Source organism: Kitasatospora papulosa, from assembly GCF_000717245.1.
GTDB classification, from domain to species: Bacteria; Actinomycetota; Actinomycetes; order Streptomycetales; family Streptomycetaceae; genus Streptomyces; species Streptomyces papulosus.
On record NZ_JNYQ01000001.1, the window covers coordinates 887465 to 911674 of the forward strand.

General features: G+C 71.7%; 21 protein-coding genes. 8 read left to right on the forward strand and 13 right to left on the reverse strand.

The features are described 5' to 3' along the window. Nucleotides 1-67: 67 nt before the first annotated feature. From IA22_RS0103900 to IA22_RS0103920, 5 genes are all read left to right on the forward strand, one after another. Nucleotides 68-337, forward strand: coding sequence for a hypothetical protein (locus tag IA22_RS0103900; protein WP_014156638.1), 270 nt, complete (start codon nucleotides 68-70; stop codon nucleotides 335-337). A gap of 79 nt (nucleotides 338-416) precedes the next feature. After that, nucleotides 417-1223, forward strand: coding sequence for a hypothetical protein (locus IA22_RS0103905; protein ID WP_030122748.1), 807 nt, complete (start codon nucleotides 417-419; stop codon nucleotides 1221-1223). Between the two features lie 143 nt (nucleotides 1224-1366). Further along, nucleotides 1367-2230, forward strand: a complete 864-nt coding sequence (locus IA22_RS0103910; RefSeq protein ID WP_030122749.1) for a HalD/BesD family halogenase — start codon at nucleotides 1367-1369, stop codon at nucleotides 2228-2230. A 53-nt stretch (nucleotides 2231-2283) separates the two neighbouring features. Further along, the gene (locus IA22_RS0103915) at nucleotides 2284-3090 is read left to right on the forward strand and encodes a class I SAM-dependent methyltransferase (RefSeq protein ID WP_014156641.1); all 807 of its coding nucleotides are present in this window, start codon (nucleotides 2284-2286) and stop codon (nucleotides 3088-3090) included. A gap of 99 nt (nucleotides 3091-3189) precedes the next feature. Next, the gene (locus tag IA22_RS0103920; protein ID WP_245229537.1) at nucleotides 3190-4938 is read left to right on the forward strand and encodes a choline/carnitine O-acyltransferase; all 1749 of its coding nucleotides are present in this window, start codon (nucleotides 3190-3192) and stop codon (nucleotides 4936-4938) included. Nucleotides 4939-5052: 114 nt separating this feature from the next. Here the strand turns inward: IA22_RS0103920 and glnA are convergent, their stop codons facing one another. Next, nucleotides 5053-6462, reverse strand: a complete 1410-nt coding sequence (gene glnA, locus IA22_RS0103925; protein ID WP_014156643.1) for a type I glutamate--ammonia ligase — start codon at nucleotides 6460-6462, stop codon at nucleotides 5053-5055. 221 nt (nucleotides 6463-6683) lie between these two features. On the opposite strand from glnA, the gene IA22_RS0103930 reads away from it, so the two are divergent. Next, nucleotides 6684-7151 carry an RDD family protein gene (locus tag IA22_RS0103930; RefSeq protein WP_015576890.1) on the forward strand — a complete coding sequence of 156 codons (468 nt, stop codon included), beginning with the start codon at nucleotides 6684-6686 and terminating at the stop codon, nucleotides 7149-7151. A 203-nt stretch (nucleotides 7152-7354) separates the two neighbouring features. On the opposite strand, the gene IA22_RS0103935 is transcribed toward IA22_RS0103930, so the two are convergent. The 4 genes from IA22_RS0103935 to lipB form a co-directional block, all read right to left on the reverse strand. After that, nucleotides 7355-8062, reverse strand: coding sequence for a DUF4191 domain-containing protein (locus IA22_RS0103935; protein ID WP_014156645.1), 708 nt, complete (start codon nucleotides 8060-8062; stop codon nucleotides 7355-7357). 30 nt (nucleotides 8063-8092) lie between these two features. After that, nucleotides 8093-8293, reverse strand: a complete 201-nt coding sequence (locus IA22_RS0103940) for an SCO2195 family GlnR-regulated protein (protein ID WP_014156646.1) — start codon at nucleotides 8291-8293, stop codon at nucleotides 8093-8095. 270 nt (nucleotides 8294-8563) lie between these two features. Next, nucleotides 8564-9532 (reverse strand): lipoyl synthase, encoded by a 969-nt coding sequence (gene lipA, locus IA22_RS0103945; protein ID WP_030122752.1) that lies wholly within the window; start codon nucleotides 9530-9532, stop codon nucleotides 8564-8566. 130 nt (nucleotides 9533-9662) lie between these two features. Next, on the reverse strand, nucleotides 9663-10487 hold the full coding sequence (lipB, locus tag IA22_RS0103950) for a lipoyl(octanoyl) transferase LipB (protein WP_030122753.1): 825 nt from the start codon (nucleotides 10485-10487) through the stop codon (nucleotides 9663-9665). A 314-nt stretch (nucleotides 10488-10801) separates the two neighbouring features. Here lipB and IA22_RS0103955 point away from each other — a divergent pair, with 314 nt between their 5' ends. After that, the gene (locus IA22_RS0103955; protein WP_014156649.1) at nucleotides 10802-12409 is read left to right on the forward strand and encodes an NsdA family TPR-like regulatory protein; all 1608 of its coding nucleotides are present in this window, start codon (nucleotides 10802-10804) and stop codon (nucleotides 12407-12409) included. A gap of 38 nt (nucleotides 12410-12447) precedes the next feature. On the opposite strand, the gene IA22_RS0103960 is transcribed toward IA22_RS0103955, so the two are convergent. Together IA22_RS0103960 and IA22_RS0103965 are read right to left on the reverse strand one after the other, a co-directional pair. Then, complete coding sequence (locus IA22_RS0103960; protein ID WP_015576886.1) at nucleotides 12448-13761, reverse strand: NAD(P)/FAD-dependent oxidoreductase; 1314 nt, start codon at nucleotides 13759-13761, stop codon at nucleotides 12448-12450. 185 nt (nucleotides 13762-13946) lie between these two features. Further along, nucleotides 13947-14846, reverse strand: coding sequence for a TIGR01777 family oxidoreductase (locus IA22_RS0103965; protein ID WP_015576885.1), 900 nt, complete (start codon nucleotides 14844-14846; stop codon nucleotides 13947-13949). 87 nt (nucleotides 14847-14933) lie between these two features. Here IA22_RS0103965 and IA22_RS0103970 point away from each other — a divergent pair, with 87 nt between their 5' ends. After that, nucleotides 14934-15461: a GNAT family N-acetyltransferase gene (locus IA22_RS0103970; RefSeq protein ID WP_030122754.1), complete on the forward strand. Its 528-nt coding sequence runs from the start codon at nucleotides 14934-14936 to the stop codon at nucleotides 15459-15461. A gap of 15 nt (nucleotides 15462-15476) precedes the next feature. Here IA22_RS0103970 and IA22_RS0103975 read toward each other — a convergent pair whose 3' ends face one another. The 6 genes from IA22_RS0103975 to lpdA form a co-directional block, all read right to left on the reverse strand. Then, nucleotides 15477-15998 (reverse strand): DUF4240 domain-containing protein, encoded by a 522-nt coding sequence (locus IA22_RS0103975; protein ID WP_014156653.1) that lies wholly within the window; start codon nucleotides 15996-15998, stop codon nucleotides 15477-15479. Nucleotides 15999-16081: 83 nt separating this feature from the next. After that, nucleotides 16082-17047 carry a helix-turn-helix transcriptional regulator gene (locus tag IA22_RS0103980; RefSeq protein WP_030122755.1) on the reverse strand — a complete coding sequence of 322 codons (966 nt, stop codon included), beginning with the start codon at nucleotides 17045-17047 and terminating at the stop codon, nucleotides 16082-16084. A gap of 77 nt (nucleotides 17048-17124) precedes the next feature. Then, nucleotides 17125-19794, reverse strand: coding sequence for a pyruvate dehydrogenase (acetyl-transferring), homodimeric type (gene aceE / locus IA22_RS0103985; protein WP_030122756.1), 2670 nt, complete (start codon nucleotides 19792-19794; stop codon nucleotides 17125-17127). Between the two features lie 267 nt (nucleotides 19795-20061). Continuing rightward, the gene (locus tag IA22_RS0103990) at nucleotides 20062-20685 is read right to left on the reverse strand and encodes a GntR family transcriptional regulator (RefSeq protein ID WP_014156656.1); all 624 of its coding nucleotides are present in this window, start codon (nucleotides 20683-20685) and stop codon (nucleotides 20062-20064) included. 148 nt (nucleotides 20686-20833) lie between these two features. Beyond that, complete coding sequence (gene sucB, locus IA22_RS0103995; protein WP_030122757.1) at nucleotides 20834-22648, reverse strand: 2-oxoglutarate dehydrogenase, E2 component, dihydrolipoamide succinyltransferase; 1815 nt, start codon at nucleotides 22646-22648, stop codon at nucleotides 20834-20836. A 56-nt stretch (nucleotides 22649-22704) separates the two neighbouring features. After that, nucleotides 22705-24093: a dihydrolipoyl dehydrogenase gene (lpdA, locus tag IA22_RS0104000; protein ID WP_014156658.1), complete on the reverse strand. Its 1389-nt coding sequence runs from the start codon at nucleotides 24091-24093 to the stop codon at nucleotides 22705-22707. Between the last annotated feature and the right edge of the window lie 117 nt (nucleotides 24094-24210).

Consider the following 24210-nt stretch of genomic DNA (forward strand, 5'->3'; position numbering starts at 1 on the left):
TGTCAGTGGGGGACCGTAGAATAGGGGGAGTTCGTGAGGGTTCCACCACCGTGCCAGGAGGTTGCCGATGGCCGTCGCCACAGTCACGACCGAGCCGCTCCACAAGCCGCTGCGGAAGAAGCGGCTCCCCGCGGGCCGGCCCCGCGAGTGGTACGTCTCCCACAACCGCCGCCTGAAGGCCATGCGCCTGACGATCGCCCTGCTCGACTCCGGGGTGTACCAGCCGTCGACCGCCGACAACGCCCGGATACGCGCGACGGCCGACCGCCTCGCCATGCACCCGCCGTCCGACACCACCTGCCGCATGGTCCGTGCGCTGATCCGCTACGGCCGCTGACCCGGTCCGCCCGGGCCCCGGAAGTCCGGGGGCCCGGGCGGGCGCAGGGGTGTCCGGACCGGGTGGCAGACTGCGCGCCATGTCTCTCAGCGACCTGACCTTCGCCCGCTGGCGCACCCTGGACACGGCCGCCGCCGCCCGGTTCGCGGAGGAGGCCGCCCGCCGCGTGGACGGCTCCGTCCTGTCGGTGGATGCCACCGCGCACCTCGGCGGGACGCTGCACCGTGCCGTGATCGAGCGCGACGGTGAGCGGTACGCACTGGTCCCCGGTGGCGAGGTGACCGTCGGGTTCGACGTGGAAGCCTGGGAGCCGTCCCCCGAACAGCTCGTCTCCTACCGCGAGGAGAGCGTGGCCGGCGGGTTCGGCTTCGACGAGGACCCGCGCGCCCACCTCGCCCGCGTGATGACCCCGCTCCGCACGGCCGTCCTGCCCACCGTGCTCATGGCCGTGGAGCCCCGCAAGCTCCCCGAACTCCCCGCGCTGGTACCCGCCCTGCTGGCCGAGCAGGGTCTGCGGGTGCCGGGCCCCGACGAGTGGGAGCACGCCTGCGGCGCCGGCGCCCGCACGCTGTTCCGCTGGGGCGGGGACGTCCCGCAGGGCGCGTCCCCGTACGGCGCCGGCGACGGCCCGCACCACCGGCGCAACGCCTTCGGGCTGCAGATCGCCTCCGACGTCTACGACACCGCCGAGATGACCTCGGACCCCGGTTCCGTATACGGCGGCGACGGGGGAGAGGCGGTCTGCGGCGGGTACGGCACCCTCCTCGAATGGCTGCCGCTGGCCACCGCCAACCGCAATCCGGCCACGGCCGAGTTCCTCCACGGCCCCGAGGGCGAGGACATGTTCGAGGACTTCGGCGTGCGCCCCGTCATCGGTCTCGACTGACGGGAAGCGGCACGGGAGAGGCCCTGACCACGGCATCCGCGGGCCAGAAGTGTGACGTGTCACAGACAATGAGTCGGGGCTGTGGGAACTTCAACGCTGTTACTCGTCAGTTGAGTTATCGACGTGCGCGTGGAGAGGGTCGTATGAGCACTCTGCAAGCCATCACGCTCGACCAGGTGGTCGACACGGACCGCTACCCCTTGTCCGACCCCGACAGCACCGAAGCCCGTGCCGTGGTGGCGCGGGCGCGCCGCGAACTGGCCGAGGTCGGCTGCACCGTCCTGCCCGACTTCGTCCGGCCCGAGCTGCACGGGGTCCTGCGCCAGGAGTGCGTCGCGCTCGCCCCGCACGCCTACTTCGACGTCGAGACCGTCAACGTCTACAACATCGACGTGGACACGGATCTCCCCGAGGACCACCCGGGCCGGCGCACCTTCGAGCGCGGCAACGCGTTCGTCGCCCGCGACCGGATCCCCGGCGGCTCCCTCATCAGCAGGCTCCACACCCACCACTCGTTCCAGCGCTTCGTCGCGGACTGCTTCGGACTGCCCCGGCTGTACGAGCTGGCCGACCCGCTCTCCGGCCTCGTGCTCAACGTCGTACGGCCCGGCATGGAACACCCCTGGCACTTCGACACCAACGAGTACACGGTCAGCATGCTGACCCAGGAGGCGGAGGAGGGCGGCTCCTTCGAGTACTGCCCGAACATCCGGTCCGCCGCCGACGAGTGCTTCGACGACGTCCGCGACGTCCTGGACGGCACGCGGCAGCCGGAGCGTCTTCCGCTGCGGCCGGGCGACCTCCAGCTGTTCAAGGGCCGCTACTCACTGCACCGGGTCAGCCCCGTCCGGGGCGGCCTCGCGCGGCACAGCGCGATCTTCGCCTACAGCGAGCGACCCGGCGTCATCGGCAGCGTGGCGCGCACCCGCCAGCTCTTCGGCCGCGTCCTGCCCGGACACCTGGCCGCGGAGGGGCGGGCCGTGCGGGGGGACCGGCTTCTGGACTAGGACCTCGCGAACGGTCCCAGGTACCGCCACGCGCACCACCGAGGAGAAGCCCCTTGCGTCTCGACGCGTCCGGAAAAGTCTCGCTGGACCACATCTACACCGCGCCCGACCCCCGCACCTACTTCCAGGCGCTCCGCCCGCTCGGCTACCAGGTCCCCCAACTCGCCAAGCCCTGGTTCGACAAGATCCTCAAGGAGTACCGGGAGACGGAGCACGTGGCCGTCCCCCACGTGCTGGACATCGGCTGCTCGTACGGGATCAACGCCGCCCTGCTCAAGTACGACACCACGATGGACGAGCTGTACGCGCGCTACGACGGCAGCGGCCCCGCCTCCCGCGCCGGACTGCTGGAGCGCGACCGGGACCTCGCACACTCCCGCCGCCCCGCGCACCCGCTGCGCTTCACCGGCCTGGACGCCTCCGCCCCTGCCCTGGCCTACGCCCATGAGGCGGGATTCCTCGACGCCACCGTCAACGCCGACCTCGAGTCGAACGACCCCACCCCCGCCCAGCGGGACCTGCTCGCCGGGGCCGACCTGGTGATCTCGACGGGATGCGTCGGCTACGTCACCGAGCGCACCCTCACCCGCGTCGTGCGCGCGCAGGACGGCCGCCTCCCCTGGATGGCGCACTTCGTCCTGCGGATGTTCCCGTTCGACCCCATGGAGAAGGCCCTCGCGGAGCTGGGCTACCGGACGGTCCGGGTCGACGGGGTATTCCGGCAGCGGCGGTTCGCGGGCCCGCAGGAACAGCGTGGCGTGCTGGACGGCATGGCCGCCGCGGGTCTCGACGCGAGCGGGCTGGAGGAGGACGGCTGGCTCTACGCTCAGCTCCACCTCTCCAGGCCGCAGCACCCCTAGCCCTCTCCACCCCACTCACCCGAGAAGAGAGCCGCATTGAACGTCAGTCAGGAAGCAGCAGCCGGCACCGCCTCCGCCCGTGAGAGGAGCCTCCCGCGGGTGCCCCTTCCCACGCTCGAGGCGAGCTGCGAAAGGTTCCTCGCCTGGTGCGCCCCGCTGCTGACCGCGGAGGAGAGGGCGGCGACGGAGGCCGAGGTCACCGCCTTCCTGCGGCCCGGCGGCACCGGCCGGATCCTGCACGCGGCGCTGGAGGAGTACGACGCGACGGACGGAGTGCACAGCTGGCTCGACACCTTCTGGCCGTACCGCTACCTCGGCCGCCGGGACCGGATCGCGCTCAACGCCAACTTCTTCTTCCTCTTCAAGGACACCGGCGAGGGACAACTCGACCGCGCCGCCGGGCTTGTCGCGGGCGCGCTCCACTACAAGCGGCAGCTCGACGAGGGGCTGATCGCACCGGTCGAGCAGCGGGGCGTGCCGCAGTCGATGGTGCAGAACCAGTACCTCTTCTCCACGACCCGCGTCCCCGGCGTGCCGCTGGACACGGTGCGCGCCCCCTACAGCGAGCAGGCCCCCGGGCCGTCCACCGCCCGCCACATCGTGGTGTTCTTCCGGGGCACCATGTTCCGGCTGGACGTCATCGGACCGGACGGCGTTCCGCACGGCCTCGATGAGATCCAGGCCGGCCTGCGCGCCGTCACCAAGTCCGACGTCCACACGGCCGAGGAGGACCGGGCGGGCCATCTCACCACCATGGCGCGGGCCGAGTGGGCGGCCACCCGCGCGTCGCTCGTCGAGGACCGCCCCGCGAACGCCCGGACACTGGACGACATCGAGACCGCCCTGTTCTGTGTGTGCCTGGAGGACTTCGCCCCCCGGGACATCCAGGCCGCCTGCGACGAACTGCTCCACGGGGACCGCGGCAACCGCTGGTTCGACAAGGCCGTCTCCTTCGTCGTCTTCGCGGACGGCCGGGCCGGCATCAACGTCGAGCACTGCGAGCTGGACGGCACGACCGTCCTCAGCTTCACCGACGCGCTGCTCGGCACCCCGCCCGACGAGCACTCCCGCGCGTCCGGGGCGCGCCCCCAGGGCGTACCGGTGCCGCGGCCGCTGACCTTCGAACTGGACGCCGCCCAGCGCGCGCGGGTGCGTTCGGCGGCCGAGGCGTTCGCCGCGTACGGGAACGACACCGCGACCCGCACCGTGTCGTTCGGCGACTTCGGGAGCAGGGCCGCCAAGGCACTCGGAGTGTCCCCGGACGCCTTCGTCCAGTCCGCGTACCAGCTGGCCCACCAGTGGGCCAAGGGCCACCTGGGAGCGACGTACGAGTCGATCGCGACCCGCCAGTACCGCTACGGCCGCACCGAGGCGATGCGCGTGGTCACCCCCGAGATGCAGGCGTTCGTCGCGGCGATGGACGACCCCGGGGCCGGCCGCGACACCCGCCGCGCCGCGTTCCGGGCCGCCGCCGCGGCCCATGTGGCGCGCGCGAAGGAATGCCAGGCGGGCGAGGCCCCCGAGCAGCACCTCTGGGAGCTGGAACTCATCCAGCGCCGCCGGGGCGAGGAACTCGGCGTCACCGGACAGCCCGCCCTGTACCGCTCACCGGGCTGGCTCACGATGCGGGACGACTACCTGAGCACCAGCTCGGCACCGTCCGAGAACATCCAGTACTTCGGCTTCGGCTCCACGAGCAGCAAGTGCATCGGCGTCGCCTACGTCCTGCTCCCGGACCGCTTCAACCTCTATCTGAGCACCCCGCTCGCGGTGGCCGACCAGATGCACGCCTTCGCGGAACACCTGCGCGAGGCGGTCGGTGAACTGCGCGAGCTGCTGACGGACTGACCCTCCGGGCGCGCGACGGCCGGGCACCGCCCGGCCGTCCCCGCAGATGTCCTGCGCACGGCGAAGGCCGCCACCCGCACCGAGCGGGTGGCGGCCTTCGCGTGGATCCGCGGCCTAGAGGTCGAAGTACAGCTCGAACTCGTGCGGGTGCGGACGCAGCTGGATCGGGGCGATCTCGTTGGTGCGCTTGTAGTCGATCCACGTCTCGATCAGGTCGGGGGTGAAGACACCGCCGGCCTGGAGGTACTCGTGGTCGGCCTCGAGCGCGTCGAGGACCGCCGGGAGCGAGGTCGGGACCTGCTGGACGCCCGCGTGCTCCTCGGGGGCCAGCTCGTAGAGGTCCTTGTCGATCGGCTCCGGCGGCTCGATCTTGTTCTTGACGCCGTCCAGACCGGCCATCAGCAGCGCCGAGAACGCCAGGTACGGGTTCGACGACGGGTCCGGGGCGCGGAACTCGACGCGCTTGGCCTTCGGGTTCGATCCCGTGATCGGGATGCGCATCGCGGCGGAGCGGTTGCGCTGCGAGTACACCATGTTGACCGGAGCCTCGAAGCCCGGGACCAGGCGGTGGTAGGAGTTCACCGTCGGGTTGGTGAACGCCAGCAGCGACGGGGCGTGCTTCAGGATGCCGCCGATGTAGTAGCGCGCCATGTCCGAGAGGCCCGCGTAGCCCTGCTCGTCGTAGAACAGCGGGGAGCCGCCGGACCACAGGGACTGGTGGACGTGCATGCCCGAGCCGTTGTCACCGAAGATCGGCTTCGGCATGAAGGTCGCGGTCTTGCCGTTGCGCCAGGCGACGTTCTTCACGATGTACTTGAAGAGCATCAGGTCGTCGGCCGCGGCGAGCAGCGTGTTGAACTTGTAGTTGATCTCGGCCTGGCCGGCGGTGCCGACCTCGTGGTGCTGGCGCTCGACCTGGAGGCCGTTCTTGTCCAGCTCCATGGAGATCTCGGCACGCAGGTCGGCGAAGTGGTCCACCGGCGGCGTCGGGAAGTAGCCGCCCTTGTAGCGGACCTTGTAGCCGCGGTTGTTCTCGACCGCACCGGTGTTCCAGGCGCCGGCCTCGGAGTCGATGTGGTAGAAGCTCTCGTTCGCCGACGTCTGGAAGCGGACGTTGTCGAAGACGTAGAACTCCGCCTCGGGGCCGAAGAACGCCGTGTCGGCGATGCCGGTCGAGGCGAGGTAGGCCTCGGCCTTCTTGGCCACGTTCCGCGGGTCACGGCTGTACTGCTCGCCCGTGATCGGGTCGTGGATGAAGAAGTTGATGTTCACGGTCTTGTCGCGGCGGAACGGGTCGACACGAGCTGTCGACAGGTCCGCGCGGAGCGCCATGTCCGACTCGTGGATGGCCTGGAAGCCACGGATCGACGAGCCGTCGAATGCCAGTTCCTCGGCCGGGTCGAAGGACGCCGCGGGGATCGTGAAGTGCTGCATCACACCCGGCAGGTCGCAGAACCGGACGTCGACGAACTTGACGTCGTTGTCGGCGATGTACTTCTGGACTTCGTCGGCGTTCTGGAACATCCAACTCCTCCTACTCCCGACCCGGGAAAGGGCGGGGTTGCAGCTCGTCTGTGTGGCCAGTGCGGTGGCGCACGCTGGACCGACCATAGGCAGACGGCATTTCTCCAGCATGACCCATTTGTTTCGCACAAGTTAACCAGCCCGGTTGCGGACGGCACCTCGGCGACGTGTTCCGTGCCCCGCCCGGCCAGGTGCAAACGTGGGCGCAGTACCGTGGACGGGTGGACAACAGGCAAGCAATCGGATCGTGGCTCTCGGGGCCGCGCGCGGCGGCCGAGGAGATGGGCGCCGACTTCGGTTACCGGGGCGAGCGCCTCGGTCTGCCCCGGGAAGGCCCGGGGTCCGTGGCCCCGCTCGGCCGGCGCTTCGGGGCACTCTTCGTCGACTGGGCCGTGAGCATGCTGATCGCATACGGGCTGTTCGCTCGTGGTGACCAGCAGGCCGCGGGGAACTGGGCGCTCGGTGTCTTCCTCGTCATGAGCCTGCTGACCGTCGGCACCGTGGGTTCCACACCGGGCAAGCGGATCCTCGGCCTGCGGGTGATCGCCGAGGACGGCGGGCGGCTCGGTGCCGTACGGGTCGCCCTGCGGAGCGTGCTGCTCCTCCTCGTGATCCCCGCCATCGTCTGGGACCGGGACAGCCGGGGCCTCCACGACAGGCTCGCCCGCGCCGTCCAGGTCCGTATCTGAAGGCTCCGTGACGGCGCTCGCACAGGTGCTCGTCCCGGCCGTCCGCACGGCGCCCGCCCAGGCGTCCGCGGAGTGGGACGGTTCCGGTGACTTCACGGCCCCGGTGACTGCGCGGCCACCACGGCTCCACGGTTCTGCCCGGAAACAGAAGAGCGGCCCCGGACGATCACCTCGTCCGGGGCCGCTCTCCTGTATGTGCTCGGTCAGCGCATCTTCCCGCCGCGCGGCATCCGCATGCCCTTCGGCATCGGCCCCTTGGGCAGCGGCATGTTGCTCATCAGGTCGCCCATCGCCCGGAGCCGGTCGTTGGCGGCGGTCACCTGGGGGCCGGTGAGGACCCGCGGAAGCTTCAGCATCGTGGTGCGCACCTTCTTCAGCGGCACCTGGCCCTCGCCGTCACCGACGATGATGTCGTGCACCGGTACGTCCACGACGATGCGGGCCATGCGCCTCTTCTCGGCCGCCAGCAGGCTCTTCACGCGGTTCGGGTTGCCCTCGGCCACCAGCACGATGCCGGCCTTGCCCACCGCCCGGTGGACGACGTCCTGGCTGCGGTTCATCGCGACGGCCGGAGTGGTGGTCCACCCGCGTCCCACCCGGTCCAGCACCGCCGCGGCCGCGCCCGGCTGGCCCTCCATCTGACCGAAGGCCGCGCGCTCGGCACGCCGTCCGAAGATGATCGCCATCGCGAGGAAGGCCAGGACGAAGCCCAGGATTCCCGCGTAGACAGGGTGACCGATCAGGAAACCGATGGCGAGGAGGACACCGAAGGTGATGATTCCCACACCCGCGACGACAAGACCCACCTTGGGGTCCGACCGCTTGGTCATCTTGTAGGTCAGGGCGATCTGCTTGAGCCGCCCCGCGTTCTCGGCGCTGTCCGCGCCTTCAGTTTGTGCCTTCCTCGCCATGTACCGAAGTTTACGTGGCGCGGGAGTGACCTAGGAACGGTGGTCGGCCACAGCCTTCAGCACATGCTCCGCGTCGACCCGGTCCTGCGCCCTGCGGCGGTCCTCCAGGACGGCCGTCCAGGCGTTGCGGCGGGCGGTGCGCTGGCCGCTGCTCATCAGCAGCGACTCGACCGCGCGGAGCGCGGTGGTGACGGTCGGGATGGTGTTGGCTCGTACCGGTGCTGCGTGCATCGTGGGTGTTCCCCCTCGGAGCGGATGCGCGCGTCCGGCGCGCACTGAGTAGCGGGAAGCAATGACGACGGGGGCTGCGGGAGCCACCGCGTATGTACCTAGGGTCACTGCTCGGTGTTACCAGTGCATGACCGGTCGGTCAAACACCAATGAAACTCTGATTTCGGCGCCGCGCACGTCGACGCGGTCCGTACGGGCCCCCTACCTGCGGGAGACGTGCGGACCGCGTCGTCGCGGCTCCTGCTGTTCAGTGATCCCTTGTGCGCCGATTCACACGGCCTGGGCGGCCGCGGCGGTCACGCCGCGTCGCTCCATCGCCTGCTGGAAGAGGCGGCCGGCGCGGTAGGAGGAACGCACCAGCGGTCCCGACATGACGCCCGAGTAACCGATCGCGTCGGCCTCGTCCTTCAGCTCCACGAACTCGTGCGGCTTCACCCAGCGCTCGACCGGGTGGTGCCGCGCGGAGGGCCGGAGGTACTGCGTGATCGTGATGAGCTCGCAACCCGCGTCGTGCAGGTCCTTGAGTGCCTCGCTGACCTCCTCGCGGGTCTCACCCATGCCGAGGATCAGGTTGGACTTCGTCACCAGACCGGCCTCACGGGCACGGGTGATGACCTCCAGCGAACGCTCGTAACGGAAGCCGGGCCGGATCCGCTTGAAGATCCTGGGGACCGTCTCGACGTTGTGCGCGAGCACCTGGGGGCGCGAGGAGAAGACCTCGGCGAGCTGCGCGGGCTCCGCGTTGAAGTCGGGGATGAGCAGCTCCACCTTCGTGGCGCCGCCCTCCCGGCCCGCGGTCTGGGCGTGGATCTGGCGCACGGTCTCCGCGTACAGCCACGCGCCGCCGTCGTCCAGGTCGTCGCGCGCGACGCCGGTGATCGTGGCGTAGTTCAGGTCCATCGTCACGACGGACTCGCCCACACGGCGGGGCTCGTCACGGTCCAGCGCCTGCGGCTTGCCCGTGTCGATCTGGCAGAAGTCGCAGCGCCGGGTGCACTGGTCGCCGCCGATGAGGAACGTCGCCTCGCGGTCCTCCCAGCATTCGTAGATGTTCGGACAGCCGGCCTCCTGGCACACGGTGTGCAGCCCCTCGCCCTTCACGAGCGCCTGCATCTTCGTGTACTCGGGGCCCATCTTCGCCCGGGTTTTGATCCACTCGGGCTTGCGCTCGATGGGGGTCTGGCTGTTTCGGACCTCCAGGCGCAGCATCTTGCGCCCGTCGGGTGCGACACCGGACACTCCGGCACCCCTTTGCTTTCGCTGCATTGGATTCTTCGGCGAACACCAGGGTACGCCCGTGGTTAGAACGGTCTTACGTATGGCCAACCTGTGGCCGAGGGGCCCTATTCCGCGCGGGCCCCGGGGCGCCTCAGGCGGGGGCCACCGCGTTCGACGGCTCCGGGACGGCCGCCCCGACCGCGCGGGGGGCGAGCTCCGCGTTCTCCAGGACGTCCCGCAGGTGCTTCTCGGCCACCGGGAGGACCTCCGCGATCGTGATCCCACGGCCCAGTTCGTAGGCCAGCGAGGTCACTCCGGCGTCGCGGATGCCGCAGGGCACGATCCTGTCGAACCAGGTGTTGTCCGGGTTCACGTTGAGGGCGAATCCGTGCATGGTCACACCCTTGGCGACCCGGATGCCGATGGCCGCGAGCTTGCGGTCCTCGCGGCGCTGGCCCGCGTTGGACGGCGCGTACTCGGGGCCGTTGAGCCGCGGGTCGAACTCCTCGTCGTGCAGACGGGGGTCGAAGTCCAGCGAGAGCCCACCGAGCGCGGGGCGGTCCTCGACCGGGTCACCGAGGACCCAGACGCCGCTGCGGCCCTCGACCCGGCTGGTCTCCACGCCGAACTCGGCGGCCGTGCGGATCAGCGCGTCCTCGAGGCGGCGGACATGGGCGACCACGTCCACCGGCCGGGGGAGCTTCATGATCGGGTAGCCGACCAGCTGTCCCGGGCCGTGCCAGGTGATCTTCCCGCCGCGGTCGACGTCGACGACGGGGGTGCCGTCCAGCGGCCGCTCGCTCTCGGTGGTGCGCCGTCCCGCCGTGTAGACGGGCGGGTGCTCGAGGAGCAGGCAGGTGTCGGGGACGGTGTCCTCGAACCGGGCGGCGTGCACCTCGCGCTGCTTCTGCCATGCCTCCTGGTAGTCGACCGCTTCCTCGCCGAATCCCAGACGGACGAACCGCAGCTCACTCACTCGGGTGCCTCCCTACTCGTGGTGCCGCAGGGCCGGGGGGTGTCCCCGGAACCACGTCACCATGCACTGATGTGCGCCCCCGGCCACTGTACGACCGCTCCGGAGGGGGAGGTCCGGCAGGTGTGTGCGGGTGGATTCCGTCAGCGATCCGACAATCCTCACACGATCGGATGAACGTGGAGCGAAGCCCGTCGGCGCCACCGCCATGGCCGTTAAGTTCGCGCCGTTCCATAACGGGCTCGCCCGCCACCCATCGTGGGGGAGCCCGTACAGGGCTGCCCGCCCGGCGCCGAAGGCAGGAGACCTCACAGCTGATGTCGGAACGACCTCCGCAGCGCACCCCGAACCGGCGGCTCGCTGCCCTCATCGCGGAGGCCGGGTTCTCCCATGCGGGCCTGGCCCGCCGCGTGGACCAGCTCGGCCTCGAACACGGGCTGGACCTGCGGTACGACAAGACCTCGGTCACCCGCTGGCTGCGCGGCCAGCAGCCCCGGGGCACCACCCCCGCGCTGATCGCCGAGGTCTTCACCAGACGGCTCGGGCGCAGGCTCTCCGCCCAGGACCTGGGCCTGGACGCGTGCGCGCCCGTCTACGCCGGCCTGGAGTTCGCGGCCACGCCCGGTGAGGCCGTCGACATCGTCAGCGGGCTGTGGCGCAAGGACTCGGGCAGCCACGCGGAGCTGCGCAAGATCGCGTTCACACCCGCCGGACTGGTCGTTCCCAGCCGCGACTGGCTGATCGGTCGGGCCGACGAATGGGTCGGCCGTGGTGAGCCGCCGGAGCGGGCGAACGGCGCCGCCGGCCTGCCCGCCCCGCGCACGTCCGCCGAGGCGCTCGGCGCGCGGCCCCCGCACGGTCTCCAGCAGGGCAGCGGGGCCGGTACCCTCCAGGCCCCCGGAGCGGCCGTCCACGGCCCCCGGCACGCGGGCACCCGTGGCCCCGGCTCCTCGCGTCCGCCCGCGCCCGCGACGCCGCCCCAGGCCGTCCCGCGCCAGCGGCAGACCGAACGCGGCACGGGTCAGCGGGTCGGCAGCGGCGACGTCGCGGCCCTGCGGTCGGTGGGCGAGCTCTTCCGGGCGCTGGACAACTCCTACGGCGGCGGCCACGCCAGGCAGGCCCTCGTCCGCTACCTGGAGCACGAGGCGGAACCGATGCTCCGGGGGAGGTACGGCGAGGCGATCGGCCGCAGGCTGTTCTCGGCGGTGGCCGACCTGACCCGGCTGGCCGGCTGGACCTCGTACGACATCGCCGCGCACGGCCTCGCCCAGCGCTACTTCGTCCAGGCGCTGCGGCTCGCCCAGGCCGCGGGGGACCGGGCGTACGGCGCCTTCGTCCTGATCACGATGAGCCGGCAGGCGGTCTACCTCGGGCACGGGAGGGAGGCCGTCCAGCTCGCCCGCGTGGCCCAGCAGGGCATCGGGTCCTCCGCGCCGCCCGTCGTCCTGGCCCTGCTGCACGCGGTCGAGGCGCGCGGACACGGCGTGCTCGGGGAGACCCGGGCCTGCGTCGCCGCACTCGTACGGGCGGAGCGGGCCCTGGGGATCTCCCGGCCCGGGGACGACGTGCCCCACTGGGCCCGTTACTTCGACGAGGCACAGCTGGCCGACGAGTTCGGCCACTGCCACCGCGACCTGCAGCAGTACCGTGTCGCCGCCCAGCACGCCGAGCGCTCACTCCAGCTGCGCGCACCGGCGTACGCCCGGAGCCGGCTGTTCTGCCGGGTGGTGCTCGCGACCGCCCGGCTCGGGCTCGGTGAGCTGGACCAGGCGTGCCTGCTGGGTGCCGAGGCGGCCCAGCAGGCGGCGGAGATGAGGTCGGTGCGCGCGACGGAGTACGTGCGGGACTTCGAGCGCCGGCTGGAGCCCCACCGGGACGCCGCCGCCGTACGGGGATACCGGGAACGGGTCGCCGCTCTGGGCTGACCGCGACCGGCACCCGCCCGGCCCGGACGGGCCGGGTCCTACGCGGCGGTGGGCAGCCCCGTCCCGTCCGCCTGCGGGCGGCGCACCCCCAGGTCGGCCAGGATCGCCGAGGCGGCCCGCGTCCCGGAGCGAAGGGCGCCCTGGACCGTGCTCGTGTCGCGGTGGTCGCCGCAGACGTAGAGCCCGGCCAGCAGCCTCACCGGCCGCCGCGGATCGTGCGGCGGCGGCATGGCGGGGACCGCCTCGGGGTCGTGGTGGGCGGCCAGCAGCTCCCAGTCGTCGGTGGGCGTGCCGTACAGCGCGGCGAGGTGGGCGCGGACCGCGTCGTCGAGGTCCGGCGGCGGCGGGCCGAGCACCGTGGACGTGATCAGGACCCGGCCGTGCGGCGCGCGCGAGGGGTCCACCTCGCTCATCACGGCCGTGTGGGCCACCGGACCCGAGCGGTCCGCGTCCAGCAGCAGCCGGGCGCCCGTCGGCGGCGCCTGGGCGGTGGTGTGGTGCAGCACGGTCACGGGATGGAAGGCGGGTGTCCGCAGCCCCGGCAGCAGTTCCGCCGCGGCTCCCGCTCCGGTGGCCAGCAGGAGCGACCGGCAGCCGAGCTCGCCGTGCTCCTTGGTGCGTACGGAGGTGATGTCGGCGGCCGTCACATGCACCCCGGTGCGTACGGTCCCGGGCGGCAGGGCGGCGGCCAGCAGCCCCGGCAGCGTCGCGGAGCCTCCCGAGGGCACGCAGAGCCGCCCCCGCGCGTAGTCCCGGAGGGCGAGGTCGGCCGTGCGGCTCGACGTGGTGAGTCCGGGGTCGGCGAGCAGCGCCGAGAGCAGGGGGCGCAGGAATCCGTCCACGACGCGGGGCGGGAGACCGCGCGCCGGGAGCGCGTCGAGCGCGGCCCCGTCGGGCCGGGCCGCGATCCGGGACTCCGGAGCGCCGGCCAGGCGGGCCAGCCAGGCGCCGAGCCTGGCCTGTTCGATCGCCCCACCGAGAGGCGCGTGAGGGGCGCTCGGACGGGAGCGCACAGCACGAAGTGCGCCCCGAGCGCTCCGTACGTCCCCGGCGAGGTACTGCCGGCCCTCGCTGTGGACGAGCACCCCGGGGGCGAAGTCCCGCAGGACCAGCCCGTCGAGCCCCGGGGTGCTGCCCAGCTCCGGACAGGCGGAGCTCAGCAGCGGGCCCAGACGGTCGAGCCGGAACCCGTCCACGTCGTCGGTGGCCATCCGGCCGCCGGGATGCGCCGCGGCCTCCAGGACGCTGACGTCCACTCCTGCGCTGATCAGTTGGTGGGCCGCCGACAGGCCGGCGATCCCGGCCCCGATGATGACCACATCCGCGTGGTCCGATGTGTGTGCCCTCAGCACGTGCCCCTCCCCGAGTCGGTGCGGCTGCTGGGGGGCTATTGCCCCCAACAGGCCCCCGGAATGCCCGAGTTCGGGTAGAGGCTAGGTCGATGGCCGAGAGCGGCGCAGTCGCGCGTACCCCGGGCACCGGTGCACGGGGTCGCACGGGCGCCCGGACCGCGGGCTCCCGGCAGGCCAGGCCGTGATCAGCGCAGCGCGGCGCGGATGGCGTCGTCGATGCCGGGGAAGGCGAACACGAAGCCCGAGTCGAGAAGTTGGCCGGGCAGCACCCGCTGGCTGGACAGGACGTCCCCGGCGAAGTCACCGAGCGCGAGCTTCAGCGCGGGCGCCGGAGCGGTGAAGAGGGTCGGACGCCGCAGCACCCGTCCCATCGCCGCCGTCACCTCGGCGTTGGTGACGGGGGAGGGGCCGGTCAGGTTCACCGGGCCGGACAGCGTCTCCGTGTCCAGGATGTGCCGCAGCGCCGCGATGTGGTCGTGCAGCGCGATGAAGCTCCAGTACTGCCGGCCGTCGCCCATCCGCCCGCCGAGTCCCGCCTTGAACAGGGGGAACAGGCGCCCCCAGGCTCCGCCCCGCCGGGAGACGACCAGACCGGTCCGCGCGTGGACGGTGCGTACGCCCGCCTCCTCGGCGGGCGCCGTGGCCTCCTCCCACTCCACGCACACCGACGGCAGGAAGCCCTCGCCGGGGGGCGCGCCCTCGTCCACCGCGCGGTCACCGGTGTCGCCGTAGAAGCCGATGGCGGATCCGGACAGCAGCACCTTCGGCGGTGTGTCCAGGGAGGCGAGGGCCTCGGCCACGGCAGCCGTGCCCAGGACCCGGCTGTCGCGGATCTCCCGCTTGTAGGCGTCCGTCCACCGGTGGTCGCCCACTCCGGCCCCGGCCAGATGGACGACCGCGTCGCAGCCGACCAGGCCCGCCGCGTCGACGTACTGGCGTTTCGGGTCCCACTCCACCTCGTCGCCCGTCGCGGCGGGGCGGCGCACCAGGCGCACCACCTCGTGCCCGTCGGAGCGCAGCGAGCGCACGAGCGCCGCTCCGATGAGGCCGGTCGATCCGGTGACGGCGATTCGGGAACGCAGCATGCCGACCATCCTGCCCCATGCGCGTCCCGTCACGCGGGAGGGGAGCGCCGGAGAGGACCGGGAAACACGCATGGCACAGTGGCGCCCATGTCCGCGCCCCTGTTCCGGTCCCCGTGCCCCGTCCGCCCCGCCGTGCCCGAGGACGAGACGGCGCTCGGGGAGCTCGACCGGGCCACCTGGTCGACCCTCCACGCCGTGCAGCCGAGGCCGCAGCCGCCGTACGGGCCGTTCTTCGACGACCGGCATCCGCCCCGCGAGTTCCTGGTCGCCGACGCGGTGACCGGCGCCGGCGAGGTGCGTCCGGCCGGCTACATCAGGCTCGCCCGCCCCACCCCGCTCGCCTGCAACGCCCACGTCCTGCAGATACAGGGCCTCGCGGTCGCCGACTGGGCGCGGCGCCAGGGGATCGCGCGCACGCTGCTGCGCGCCTCCTTCGCCGAGGCGCGACGTCGGGGTGCGGGACGGCTCACCCTGCGCGTGCTCGGCCACAACACCGCCGCCCGGGCGCTCTACGAGGCGGAAGGATTCGCCGTCGAGGGCGTACTGCCCGGGGAGTTCTTCCTGGGCGGACGGTACGTCGACGACGTGCTGATGGGCCGTCCACTGACGCCCTGAGCCCTCGGAAGGCCGTCAGACCGGTCCGAAACGTTCCCAGAGCGCGGGGAAACGCTCCGCCAGCGCCGTGTCGTCGTCGAAGCCGAAGGGCGTGCCCGCGGGCTCCGAGGGCTGCGGCGGCAGCCCCAGATCGGGGGCGACCACCCCGGTCAGCTGCTCGTAGGCCTCGTCGGCGGCGTAACCGAGTTCCTCGCCGTCCCCGTCCAGCTCCTCGTCGAAGTCGTCCAGCAGCTCGGCCAGGGCGTCGGGGTCGTGCACCGCGCCCTCGAAGACCTCCCGGCCCTGCGCGATCAGCCAGCAGCGGAAGTAGTCGAACGCGTCGTCGCTCGCCCCGCCCAGCAGGACGGCCGCCGCACCCCACAGGTCCCAGCGGTAGGCGCGGTTGTACCGGGCCTCGAAATGCCGGGCGAAGTCGAGCACGGAGTCTGGATCGAGCCGCATCAGCCGTTCGACGAGCAGGTCGGCGTGCTCCTCGGGGTCGCCCTCGGCGGCCTCGCGGGTGCTGTCGATGATCTCCCAGAACTCCGTCTCGTCCATCACGGGTCCAGCATCTGCCCCGGTGGCGGGCGACGCACGCCCAGACACCGAAATGAAGCCTTCGGCCTCACGTACGGGCCACTTCAGCGGTAGAGGTCGCGCATTCGTTCGGCGGTATCGGCAAAACGTTCGCGCAGGGCGGCGGGAGCCAGGACCTCCACCTCGGAACCGAGGCGCAGCAGCTGGCTGTACGCCACCTCCTCCGACTCGACGGGCAGGACCACCGTGCGCAGACCCCCGGCGTCCGGCTCCGGCGCCCCGGCGAGCGCCTCGTCGGCGGCGGCCCGGTCCACGACGTGCGGGAGCGACCGCATGCCCGCCTCCGACAGCCGTACGGTCACCTCGGTGCGCAGGATCGACCGGGCGAACTGGGCGGCCCGGTCGTCCCAGAAGCCCGGCAGGTCGAACTCCTCGTCCCGCACGAAGCGGGTCTCCGAGACGGCGACGGCGGTGAACCGGTCGATCCGGTACACCCGGACGTCCTTCCCGGCCCGCGCGCAGAGGTACCAGACCCCGGCCTTCAGGACGAGTCCGTACGGGGCGAGCTCCCGTTCCACCTCGCCCGACGTGCGGCGGTAACGGGCCCGGACCAGCCGGTCGTCCCAGACGGCCTCGGCCACGGCGGGCAGCAGCTCGGGGGTGGCCGGGTCGTGGTACCAGCCGGGGGCGTCCAGGTGGAAGCGCTGGGACGCGGTGCGCGGAGCGTCCCGGAGGGAGGGGAGCAGGGCGGCGGAGACCTTCAGCCGGGCGACCGACGCGGCGTCGTCGAGCCCCATCTCCCGCAGGGCGGAGGGCAGTCCCGACAGGAAGAGGGCCTCGGCCTCATGACGGGCCAGTCCGGTGAGTCCCGTCCGGTAGCCGCCCACGAGCCGGTAGCCGCCCGCCCGGCCGCGGTCGGCGTACACCGGCACACCCGCCTCGGAGAGCGCCTGGGCGTCCCGGGTCACGGTGCGCGCCGACACCTCCAGCTCCCGCGCCAGTTCGGCGGCGGTCATGGAGGGCCGGGACTGCAGGAGCAGCACCATCTTGATCAGCCGGGCAGCACGCATGGCCCCATTGTGGGACGGCCCGGCGAGCACGACGGGGGCGGGTACCGGGTCGCCCCGGCACCCGCCCCCGCGCGGGCTCACATCCCGTACTTCTCCCGGGCCTCCTTGACCTTCGAGACCGGGATCTCGCCACGGCGGGCCAGCTGGGCCAGCGCGGCGACCACGACGGACTGCGGGTCGACACCGAAGTGGCGGCGGGCGCCCTCGCGGGTGTCGGAGAGACCGAAGCCGTCCGTGCCGAGCGAGGACCAGTCCTGCTCCACCCACTGGCTGATCTGGTCCGGGACCGCGCGCATCCAGTCGCTGACGGCCAGGACCGGGCCTGCCGCACCCGACAGCGCCTGGGTCACGTACGGCACCCGCTCCTCGCCGCGGAGCAGCGCCTCGTCGGACTCCAGCGCGTCGCGGCGCAGCTCACCCCACGAGGTGGCGGACCACACGTCCGCCGTGACGCCCCAGTCGGCGGCGAGCAGTTCCTGGGCCTCCAGGACCCAGTGGATCGCCGTACCGGAGCCCAGCAGCTGGATCCGGGGCGCGTCCGCGGCGGAGGGCGTGCCCTCCTTGAAGCGGTAGAGGCCCTTGACGATGCCCTCCTCGACGCCTTCCGGCATCGCGGGCTGCTGCTTGGGCTCGTTGTAGACCGTCAGGTAGTAGAAGACGTCCTCGGCCTCGGGGCCGTACATCCTGCGCAGACCGTCCTTGACGATCACCGCGATCTCGTACGCGAACGCCGGGTCGTAGTTGAGCGACGCGGGGTTCGTGGACGCGATCAGGTGCGAGTGGCCGTCGGCGTGCTGGAGGCCCTCACCCGTCAGGGTCGTACGGCCGGCCGTGGCGCCGACGATGAAGCCCTTGCCGAGCTGGTCGGCGAGCTGCCACATCTGGTCGCCGGTCCGCTGCCAGCCGAACATCGAGTAGAAGATGTAGAACGGGATCATCGTCTCGCCGTGCGTCGCGTACGACGAGGCGGCGGCGATGAAGTCGGCCATGGCACCGGCCTCGGTGATCCCCTCGTTGAGGATCTGGCCGTCCTTGGCCTCCTTGTAGTACATCAGCTGGTCGCGGTCGACCGGCTCGTACGTCTGGCCGAGCGGGGAGTAGATGCCCGCCGAGGGGAACAGCGACTCCATACCGAAGGTACGGGCCTCGTCCGGGACGATCGGAACCCAGCGCCTGCCGGTCTCCTTGTCCCGCATCAGGTCCTTCACCAGGCGGACGAACGCCATGGTGGTGGCCATCTCCTGCTTGCCGGACCCCTTGTACAGGGCCTTGAAGGCACGCTCCTCCGGCTCGGGCAGCGCCACGGCGTGCACCCGGCGGGCGGGGGCCGGGCCGCCGAGAGCCGCACGGCGCTCCTGGAGGTAGCGCACCTCGGGGGAGTCGGCGCCCGGGTGGCCGTAGGGGACCAGCCCGTCCTCGAAGGCGCTGTCCGGGATCGGGAGGCCGAGCAGCTCGCGCATGCCCTTGAACTCGTCGATCGACAGCTTCTTCATCTGGTGGTTGGCGTTCTTCGACTCGAAGCCCTTGCCCAGCGTGTAGCCCTTGACCGTCTGGGCCAGGATCACGGTCGGCGCGCCCTTGTGCTCCAGCGCGGCACGGTAGGCCGCATACACCTTGCGGGCCTCGTGACCACCGCGGGAGCTGTAGAAACACTCGCCGATCTTCGCGTCGCTCAGGAGTTTCGCCAGCTCGACGAGCGCCGGGTCGGTGCCGAAGAAGTGCTCGCGGATGTAGGCCACGTCGCGCGTCGCGTACGTCTGGAACTGCGCGTCCGGGACCTCGCGGAGACGGCGGATCAGCGCGCCCGTGGTGTCCAGCTGGAACAGCTCGTCCCAGGCGTTGCCCCAGAGCGTCTTCACGACGTTCCAGCCGGCTCCGCGGAACGCGCCCTCCAGCTCCTGGACCACGCGGAAGTTGGCGCGGACCGGGCCGTCGAGGCGCTGCAGGTTGCAGTTGATGACGAAGGTCAGGTTGTCGAGCTGCTCACGGGCCGCGAGGGCGAGGGCAGCGGTCGACTCGGGCTCGTCCATCTCGCCGTCGCCCAGGAAGGCCCAGACGTGCGAGTTCGACGTGTCCTTGATCTTGCGGTTGGTCAGGTAGCGGTTGAAGCGCGCCTGGTAGATCGCCGAGAGGGGGCCGAGGCCCATCGACACCGTGGGGAACTCCCACAGCCAGGGCAGCCGCCGCGGGTGCGGGTAGGAGGGCAGGCCGTCGCCACCCGACTCCTGGCGGAAGTTGTCGAGCTGCTGCTCGGAGAGGCGGCCGTCGAGGAAGGCGCGGGCGTAGATGCCGGGCGAGGCGTGGCCCTGGATGTAGAGCTGGTCGCCGGAGCCGTCACCTTCCTTGCCGCGGAAGAAGTGGTTGAAGCCGGTCTCGTACAACCAGGCCGCCGAGGCGAACGTGGCGATGTGGCCGCCGACGCCGTACCGGGCCCCGCGGGTGACCATCGCGGCCGCGTTCCAGCGGTTCCACGCGGTGATCTTCGATTCCATCTCCAGGTCGCCGTCGAACGCGGGCTCGGCGGAGGTGGGGATGGTGTTGACGTAGTCCGTCTCCAGCAGCTTGGGCAGCGCGATGCCGGCGCCCTCGGCGTGCTGCAGCGAACGTCGCATCAGGTAGGCGGCGCGGTGCGGGCCCGCGGCCTTGGTGACGGCGTCCAGGGAGGCCGCCCACTCGGCGGTCTCCTCGGGGTCGCGGTCCGGGAGCTGGTCGAGCTCGCTCGGAAGCTTTGCTACGGGGTCGGTCATGATCGCCGCCTTCCGGAGTGGGAGGGGGTGGAGAAGGCCCTGACTGGCAGGACAGGGCGATCGGGCCGGTGGGCCCGCGACTGAACTGTAAGTCGCCGATCGATGATCGATCAAAGGGTGAAAGGCAAAACTTCTCGATATGAAGAAAAGTGGCATGGGGTGCCGCGAAACAGGGCACGCAGTGACGGGATCAAGGGGGTGAAACGGGCACTGACCTGCACGGAGGAGCGACGCGCGCCGCAGATGGGCGCGACGGTCCGCCGGTCCTCACGCGCGCGGCGCGCACCCGAGGACGTGCTCCTTCACCAGCACGGCGATCTGCGGGTCCCGTCGCAGGAACGCCTCGATGAGCGCCTCGTGCTCCTCCGCGTACGACTTCTGCACCGTGCCCAGCCAGCGGATCGACAGGGCCGTGAACACCTCGATGCCCAGTCCCTCCCAGGTGTGCAGCAGCACGGCGTTCCCCGCGGCCCGCACCATCTCCCGGTGGAAGGCCACCGTGTGCCTCACCTGCGCCTCGCCGTCGGCCAGCCGGTCCGCCTCGTACAGCGCCGCGACGTGCGGGGCCAGCGCCGAGCAGTCCTCGGCGAGCGCGGGGGCCGCCAGCTCCGCGGCGATCTGCTCCAGCCCGGCCCGCACGGGGTAGCTCTCCTCGAGATCGGCCGCGCTGAGATTGCGCACCCGGACCCCCTTGTTGGGAGCCGACTCGATGAGCCGCAGCGTCTCCAGCTCCCGCAGCGCCTCGCGCACGGGCGTCTGGCTGACCTCCAGCTCGGTGGCGATCCGGCGCTCCACGATCCGCTCGCCCGGCTTCCAGCGCCCGCTGACTATCCCTTCCACGATGTGCTCGCGGATCTGTTCGCGCAGCGAGTGGACGACGGGCGGGGTCATGGGGGGCTCCTTCGGGGCGAACCGGTGCTGCCTGCGCCGACACGGCGGCCGGAGATGACCGGCGGTGTCTAGACAATACGGCGGCGCCCCCGTCCGGAAGTGGTCCGGACGGGGGCGCCGCTGGTGAGGCTGGTTACAGCTGTACGGCTCAGAGGCCGAGCTCGACCTCGAACTCGCCCGCCTCGAGGATCGCCTTGACCGTGGTCAGGTAGCGGGCGGCGTCCGCGCCGTCCACCAGACGGTGGTCGTAGGAGAGCGAGAGGTAGGTCATGTCGCGGACGCCGATGACGGTGCCCTCGGCGGTCTCGATGACCGCCGGACGCTTGACCGTGGCACCGATGCCCAGGATGGCCGCCTGGTTCGGCGGCACGATGACCGTGTCGAACAGCGCACCGCGCGAACCGGTGTTGCTGACGGTGAAGGTCGCGCCGGACATGTCGTCCGGGGTGAGGCCGCCACCGCGCGCCTTGCCGGCCAGCTCGGCGGTCTTCTTCGCGATACCGGCGATGTTCAGGTCGCCCGCACCCTTGATGACCGGGGTCATCAGACCCTTCTCGGCGTCCACGGCGATGCCGATGTTCTCCGAGTCGAAGTACGTGATGGTGCCCTCGTCCTCGTTGATCCGGGCGTTGACGACCGGGTGGGCCTTCAGCGCCTGGGCCGCCGCCTTCACGAAGAACGGCATCGGGGACAGCTTGACGCCCTCACGGGCGGCGAAGGACTCCTTCGCCTGGTTGCGCAGCTTCATCAGCTTGGTGATGTCGACCTCGAGGACCGAGGTCAGCTGGGCCTGCGAGTGCAGCGCCTTCATCATGTTGTCGCCGATGACCTTGCGCATGCGGGTCATCTTGACCGTCTGGCCGCGCAGCGGGGACGCCTCGAGCTTCGGCGCGGCCTTGGCCGCGGGAGCGGCGGCGGCGGCCGGAGCCGGAGCGGCGGCCTTGGCGGCCTCCGCGGCGGCCACCACGTCCTGCTTGCGGATACGGCCACCGACGCCGGTGCCCTTGACCGCGCCCAGGTCGACGCCGTTCTCGGCGGCGAGCTTGCGCACCAGCGGCGTGACGTACGCGCCCTCGTCACCCGAGGAGGCTGCGGCCGGAGCGGCCGGGGCCTGCGCGGCCGGAGCCGGGGCGGGCGCAGCCGGTGCCGGAGTGGCCGGAGCGGCCTGTGCCGGAGCCGGTGCCGGGGCGGCGGGTGCGGCCGGTGCCGGAGCGGCAGGGGCCGCCGGAGCCGGAGCCGGAGCCGGAGCGGCCGGTGCTGCGGGAGCCGCCGGGGCCGGAGCCGCGGCGGGTGCCGGGGCGGCCTCCGCCGGAGCGGCGGCGGGCGCGGCACCCGGGGCGCCGATGACGGCGAGCTTGGCGCCCACCTCGGCGGTCTCGTCCTCGGCGACGACGATCTCCAGCAGCACGCCGGAGACCGGGGCGGGGATCTCGGTGTCGACCTTGTCCGTGGAGACCTCGAGCAGGGGCTCGTCCTCCGTGACCTCCTCGCCGACCTCCTTCAGCCAGCGGGTGACGGTGCCCTCGGTGACGCTCTCGCCGAGCGCGGGGAGGGTGACGTCGGTGCCGGAGGCGCCACCGGCCGGGGCGGCCGCGGGTGCCTCCTGGGCGGGAGCCTCGGCGGCGGGGGCCTCCTGGGCCGGAGCCTCCTGGGCCGGGGCGGCGGCGGGCGCCTCCTGTGCCGGAGCCTCGGCGGCGGGCGCCTCGGCGGCGGCAGGCGCTCCCGAGCCGTCGTCGATGACGGCCAGCTCGGCGCCGACCTCGACGGTCTCGTCCTCGGCGACCTTGATGGCCGAGAGCACGCCGGAGGCCGGCGCGGGGATCTCGGTGTCGACCTTGTCGGTCGAGACCTCGAGCAGCGGCTCGTCGGCCTCGACGCGCTCGCCCTCGGCCTTCAGCCAACGGGTGACAGTGCCCTCGGTGACGCTCTCGCCGAGCGCCGGAAGGGTTACGGAAACCGACATGGTTTCAGTTGCTCCTTACGAAAGTGCGGAAGTGGTCGGTCGTCCCCGGGACTGGATCAGTCGTGGGAGTGGAGAGGCTTGCCGGCCAGGGCCAGGTGGGCCTCGCCCATCGCCTCGTTCTGCGTCGGGTGGGCGTGGATGAGCTGCGCGACCTCGGCCGGCAGCGCCTCCCAGTTGTAGATCAGCTGCGCTTCGCCGACCTGCTCGCCCATACGGTCACCGACCATGTGGACGCCGACCACGGCACCGTCCTTGACCTGGACGAGCTTGATCTCGCCCGCGGTCTTCAGGATCTTGCTCTTGCCGTTGCCCGCCAGGTTGTACTTGAGGGCCACGACCTTGTCCGCACCGTAGATCTCCTTGGCCTTGGCCTCGGTGATGCCGACGGAGGCGACCTCGGGGTGGCAGTACGTCACCTTCGGCACGCCGTCGTAGTCGACCGGCACGGTCTTGAGGCCGGCGAGCCGCTCCGCCACCAGGATGCCCTCGGCGAAGCCGACGTGGGCGAGCTGGAGGGTCGGGACCAGGTCACCGACGGCCGAGATCGTGGGCACGTTGGTCTGCATGTACTCGTCGACGAGGACGTAGCCGCGGTCCATCGCGACGCCGGCCTCCTCGTAGCCCAGACCCTGCGAGACCGGGCCGCGGCCGATCGCGACCAGCAGCACCTCCGCCTCGAAGGTCTTGCCGTCGGCGAGGGAGACCTTGACGCCGTCCTGCGTGTACTCGGCCTTGTCGAAGAAGGTGCCGAGGTTGAACTTGATGCCGCGCTTGCGGAACGCGCGCTCAAGAAGCTTGGAGCTGTTCTCGTCCTCGACCGGGACCAGGTGCTTCAGACCCTCGACGATCGTGACGTCGGTGCCGAAGGACTTCCACGCCGAGGCGAACTCGACGCCGATGACGCCGCCGCCCAGGACGATCGCGGACGTGGGCACGCGGTCGAGCTTCAGCGCGTGGTCCGAGGAGATGATGCGGTTGCCGTCGATCTCCAGGCCGGGCAGCGACTTCGGCACGGAGCCGGTCGCCAGGAGCACGTGCCGGCCCTGGACGCGCTGGCCGTTCACGTCGACCGAGGTGGGCGACGAGAGCCGGCCCTCACCCTCGATGTAGTGCACCTTGCGCGAGGCGATGAGACCCTGCAGACCCTTGTACAGGCCCGAGATCACGTCGTCCTTGTACTTGTGGACGGCCGCCATGTCGATGCCCTCGAAGGTGGCCTTCACACCGAACTGCTCGGCCTCGCGGGCCTGGTCGGCGATCTCGCCGGCGTGCAGCAGTGCCTTCGTCGGGATGCAGCCGTTGTGCAGGCAGGTGCCGCCGACCTTGCCCTTCTCGATCAGTGCGACGTCCAGGCCCAGCTGAGCCCCGCGCAGGGCCGCGGCGTAACCGCCGCTACCACCGCCGAGGATCACTAGGTCGAAAACGGTGCTGGCGTCGTTCGCCACGTCACGTCCTCCATGCATGTGCGCCGTACGCCGGGCCCCGTCGCTGGGGTGTGACCGGCCGGTCGGCTGGTGTTCGGCCGCTTGCGTTATTCGGCCCTGTGGTGGGGGCCCTGTCCT

Excerpts from the sequence above, each read along its gene's own strand:
- IA22_RS0103975 (WP_014156653.1), bottom strand. The coding sequence starts at position 15,998 with ATGGACGAGACGGAGTTCTGGGAGATCATCGACAGCACCCGCGAGGCC.
- glnA (WP_014156643.1), bottom strand. The coding sequence starts at position 6,462 with ATGTTCCAGAACGCCGACGAAGTCCAGAAGTACATCGCCGACAACGAC.
- sucB (WP_030122757.1), bottom strand. The coding sequence starts at position 22,648 with ATGTCGGTTTCCGTAACCCTTCCGGCGCTCGGCGAGAGCGTCACCGAG.
- IA22_RS0103940 (WP_014156646.1), bottom strand. The coding sequence starts at position 8,293 with ATGCACGCAGCACCGGTACGAGCCAACACCATCCCGACCGTCACCACC.
- IA22_RS0103900 (WP_014156638.1), top strand. The coding sequence starts at position 68 with ATGGCCGTCGCCACAGTCACGACCGAGCCGCTCCACAAGCCGCTGCGG.
- aceE (WP_030122756.1), bottom strand. The coding sequence starts at position 19,794 with ATGACCGACCCCGTAGCAAAGCTTCCGAGCGAGCTCGACCAGCTCCCG.
- IA22_RS0103910 (WP_030122749.1), top strand. The coding sequence starts at position 1,367 with ATGAGCACTCTGCAAGCCATCACGCTCGACCAGGTGGTCGACACGGAC.
- IA22_RS0103935 (WP_014156645.1), bottom strand. The coding sequence starts at position 8,062 with ATGGCGAGGAAGGCACAAACTGAAGGCGCGGACAGCGCCGAGAACGCG.
- IA22_RS0103905 (WP_030122748.1), top strand. The coding sequence starts at position 417 with ATGTCTCTCAGCGACCTGACCTTCGCCCGCTGGCGCACCCTGGACACG.
- IA22_RS0103980 (WP_030122755.1), bottom strand. The coding sequence starts at position 17,047 with ATGCGTGCTGCCCGGCTGATCAAGATGGTGCTGCTCCTGCAGTCCCGG.
- IA22_RS0103965 (WP_015576885.1), bottom strand. The coding sequence starts at position 14,846 with ATGCTGCGTTCCCGAATCGCCGTCACCGGATCGACCGGCCTCATCGGA.
- IA22_RS0103955 (WP_014156649.1), top strand. The coding sequence starts at position 10,802 with ATGTCGGAACGACCTCCGCAGCGCACCCCGAACCGGCGGCTCGCTGCC.
- IA22_RS0103990 (WP_014156656.1), bottom strand. The coding sequence starts at position 20,685 with ATGACCCCGCCCGTCGTCCACTCGCTGCGCGAACAGATCCGCGAGCAC.
- IA22_RS0103970 (WP_030122754.1), top strand. The coding sequence starts at position 14,934 with ATGTCCGCGCCCCTGTTCCGGTCCCCGTGCCCCGTCCGCCCCGCCGTG.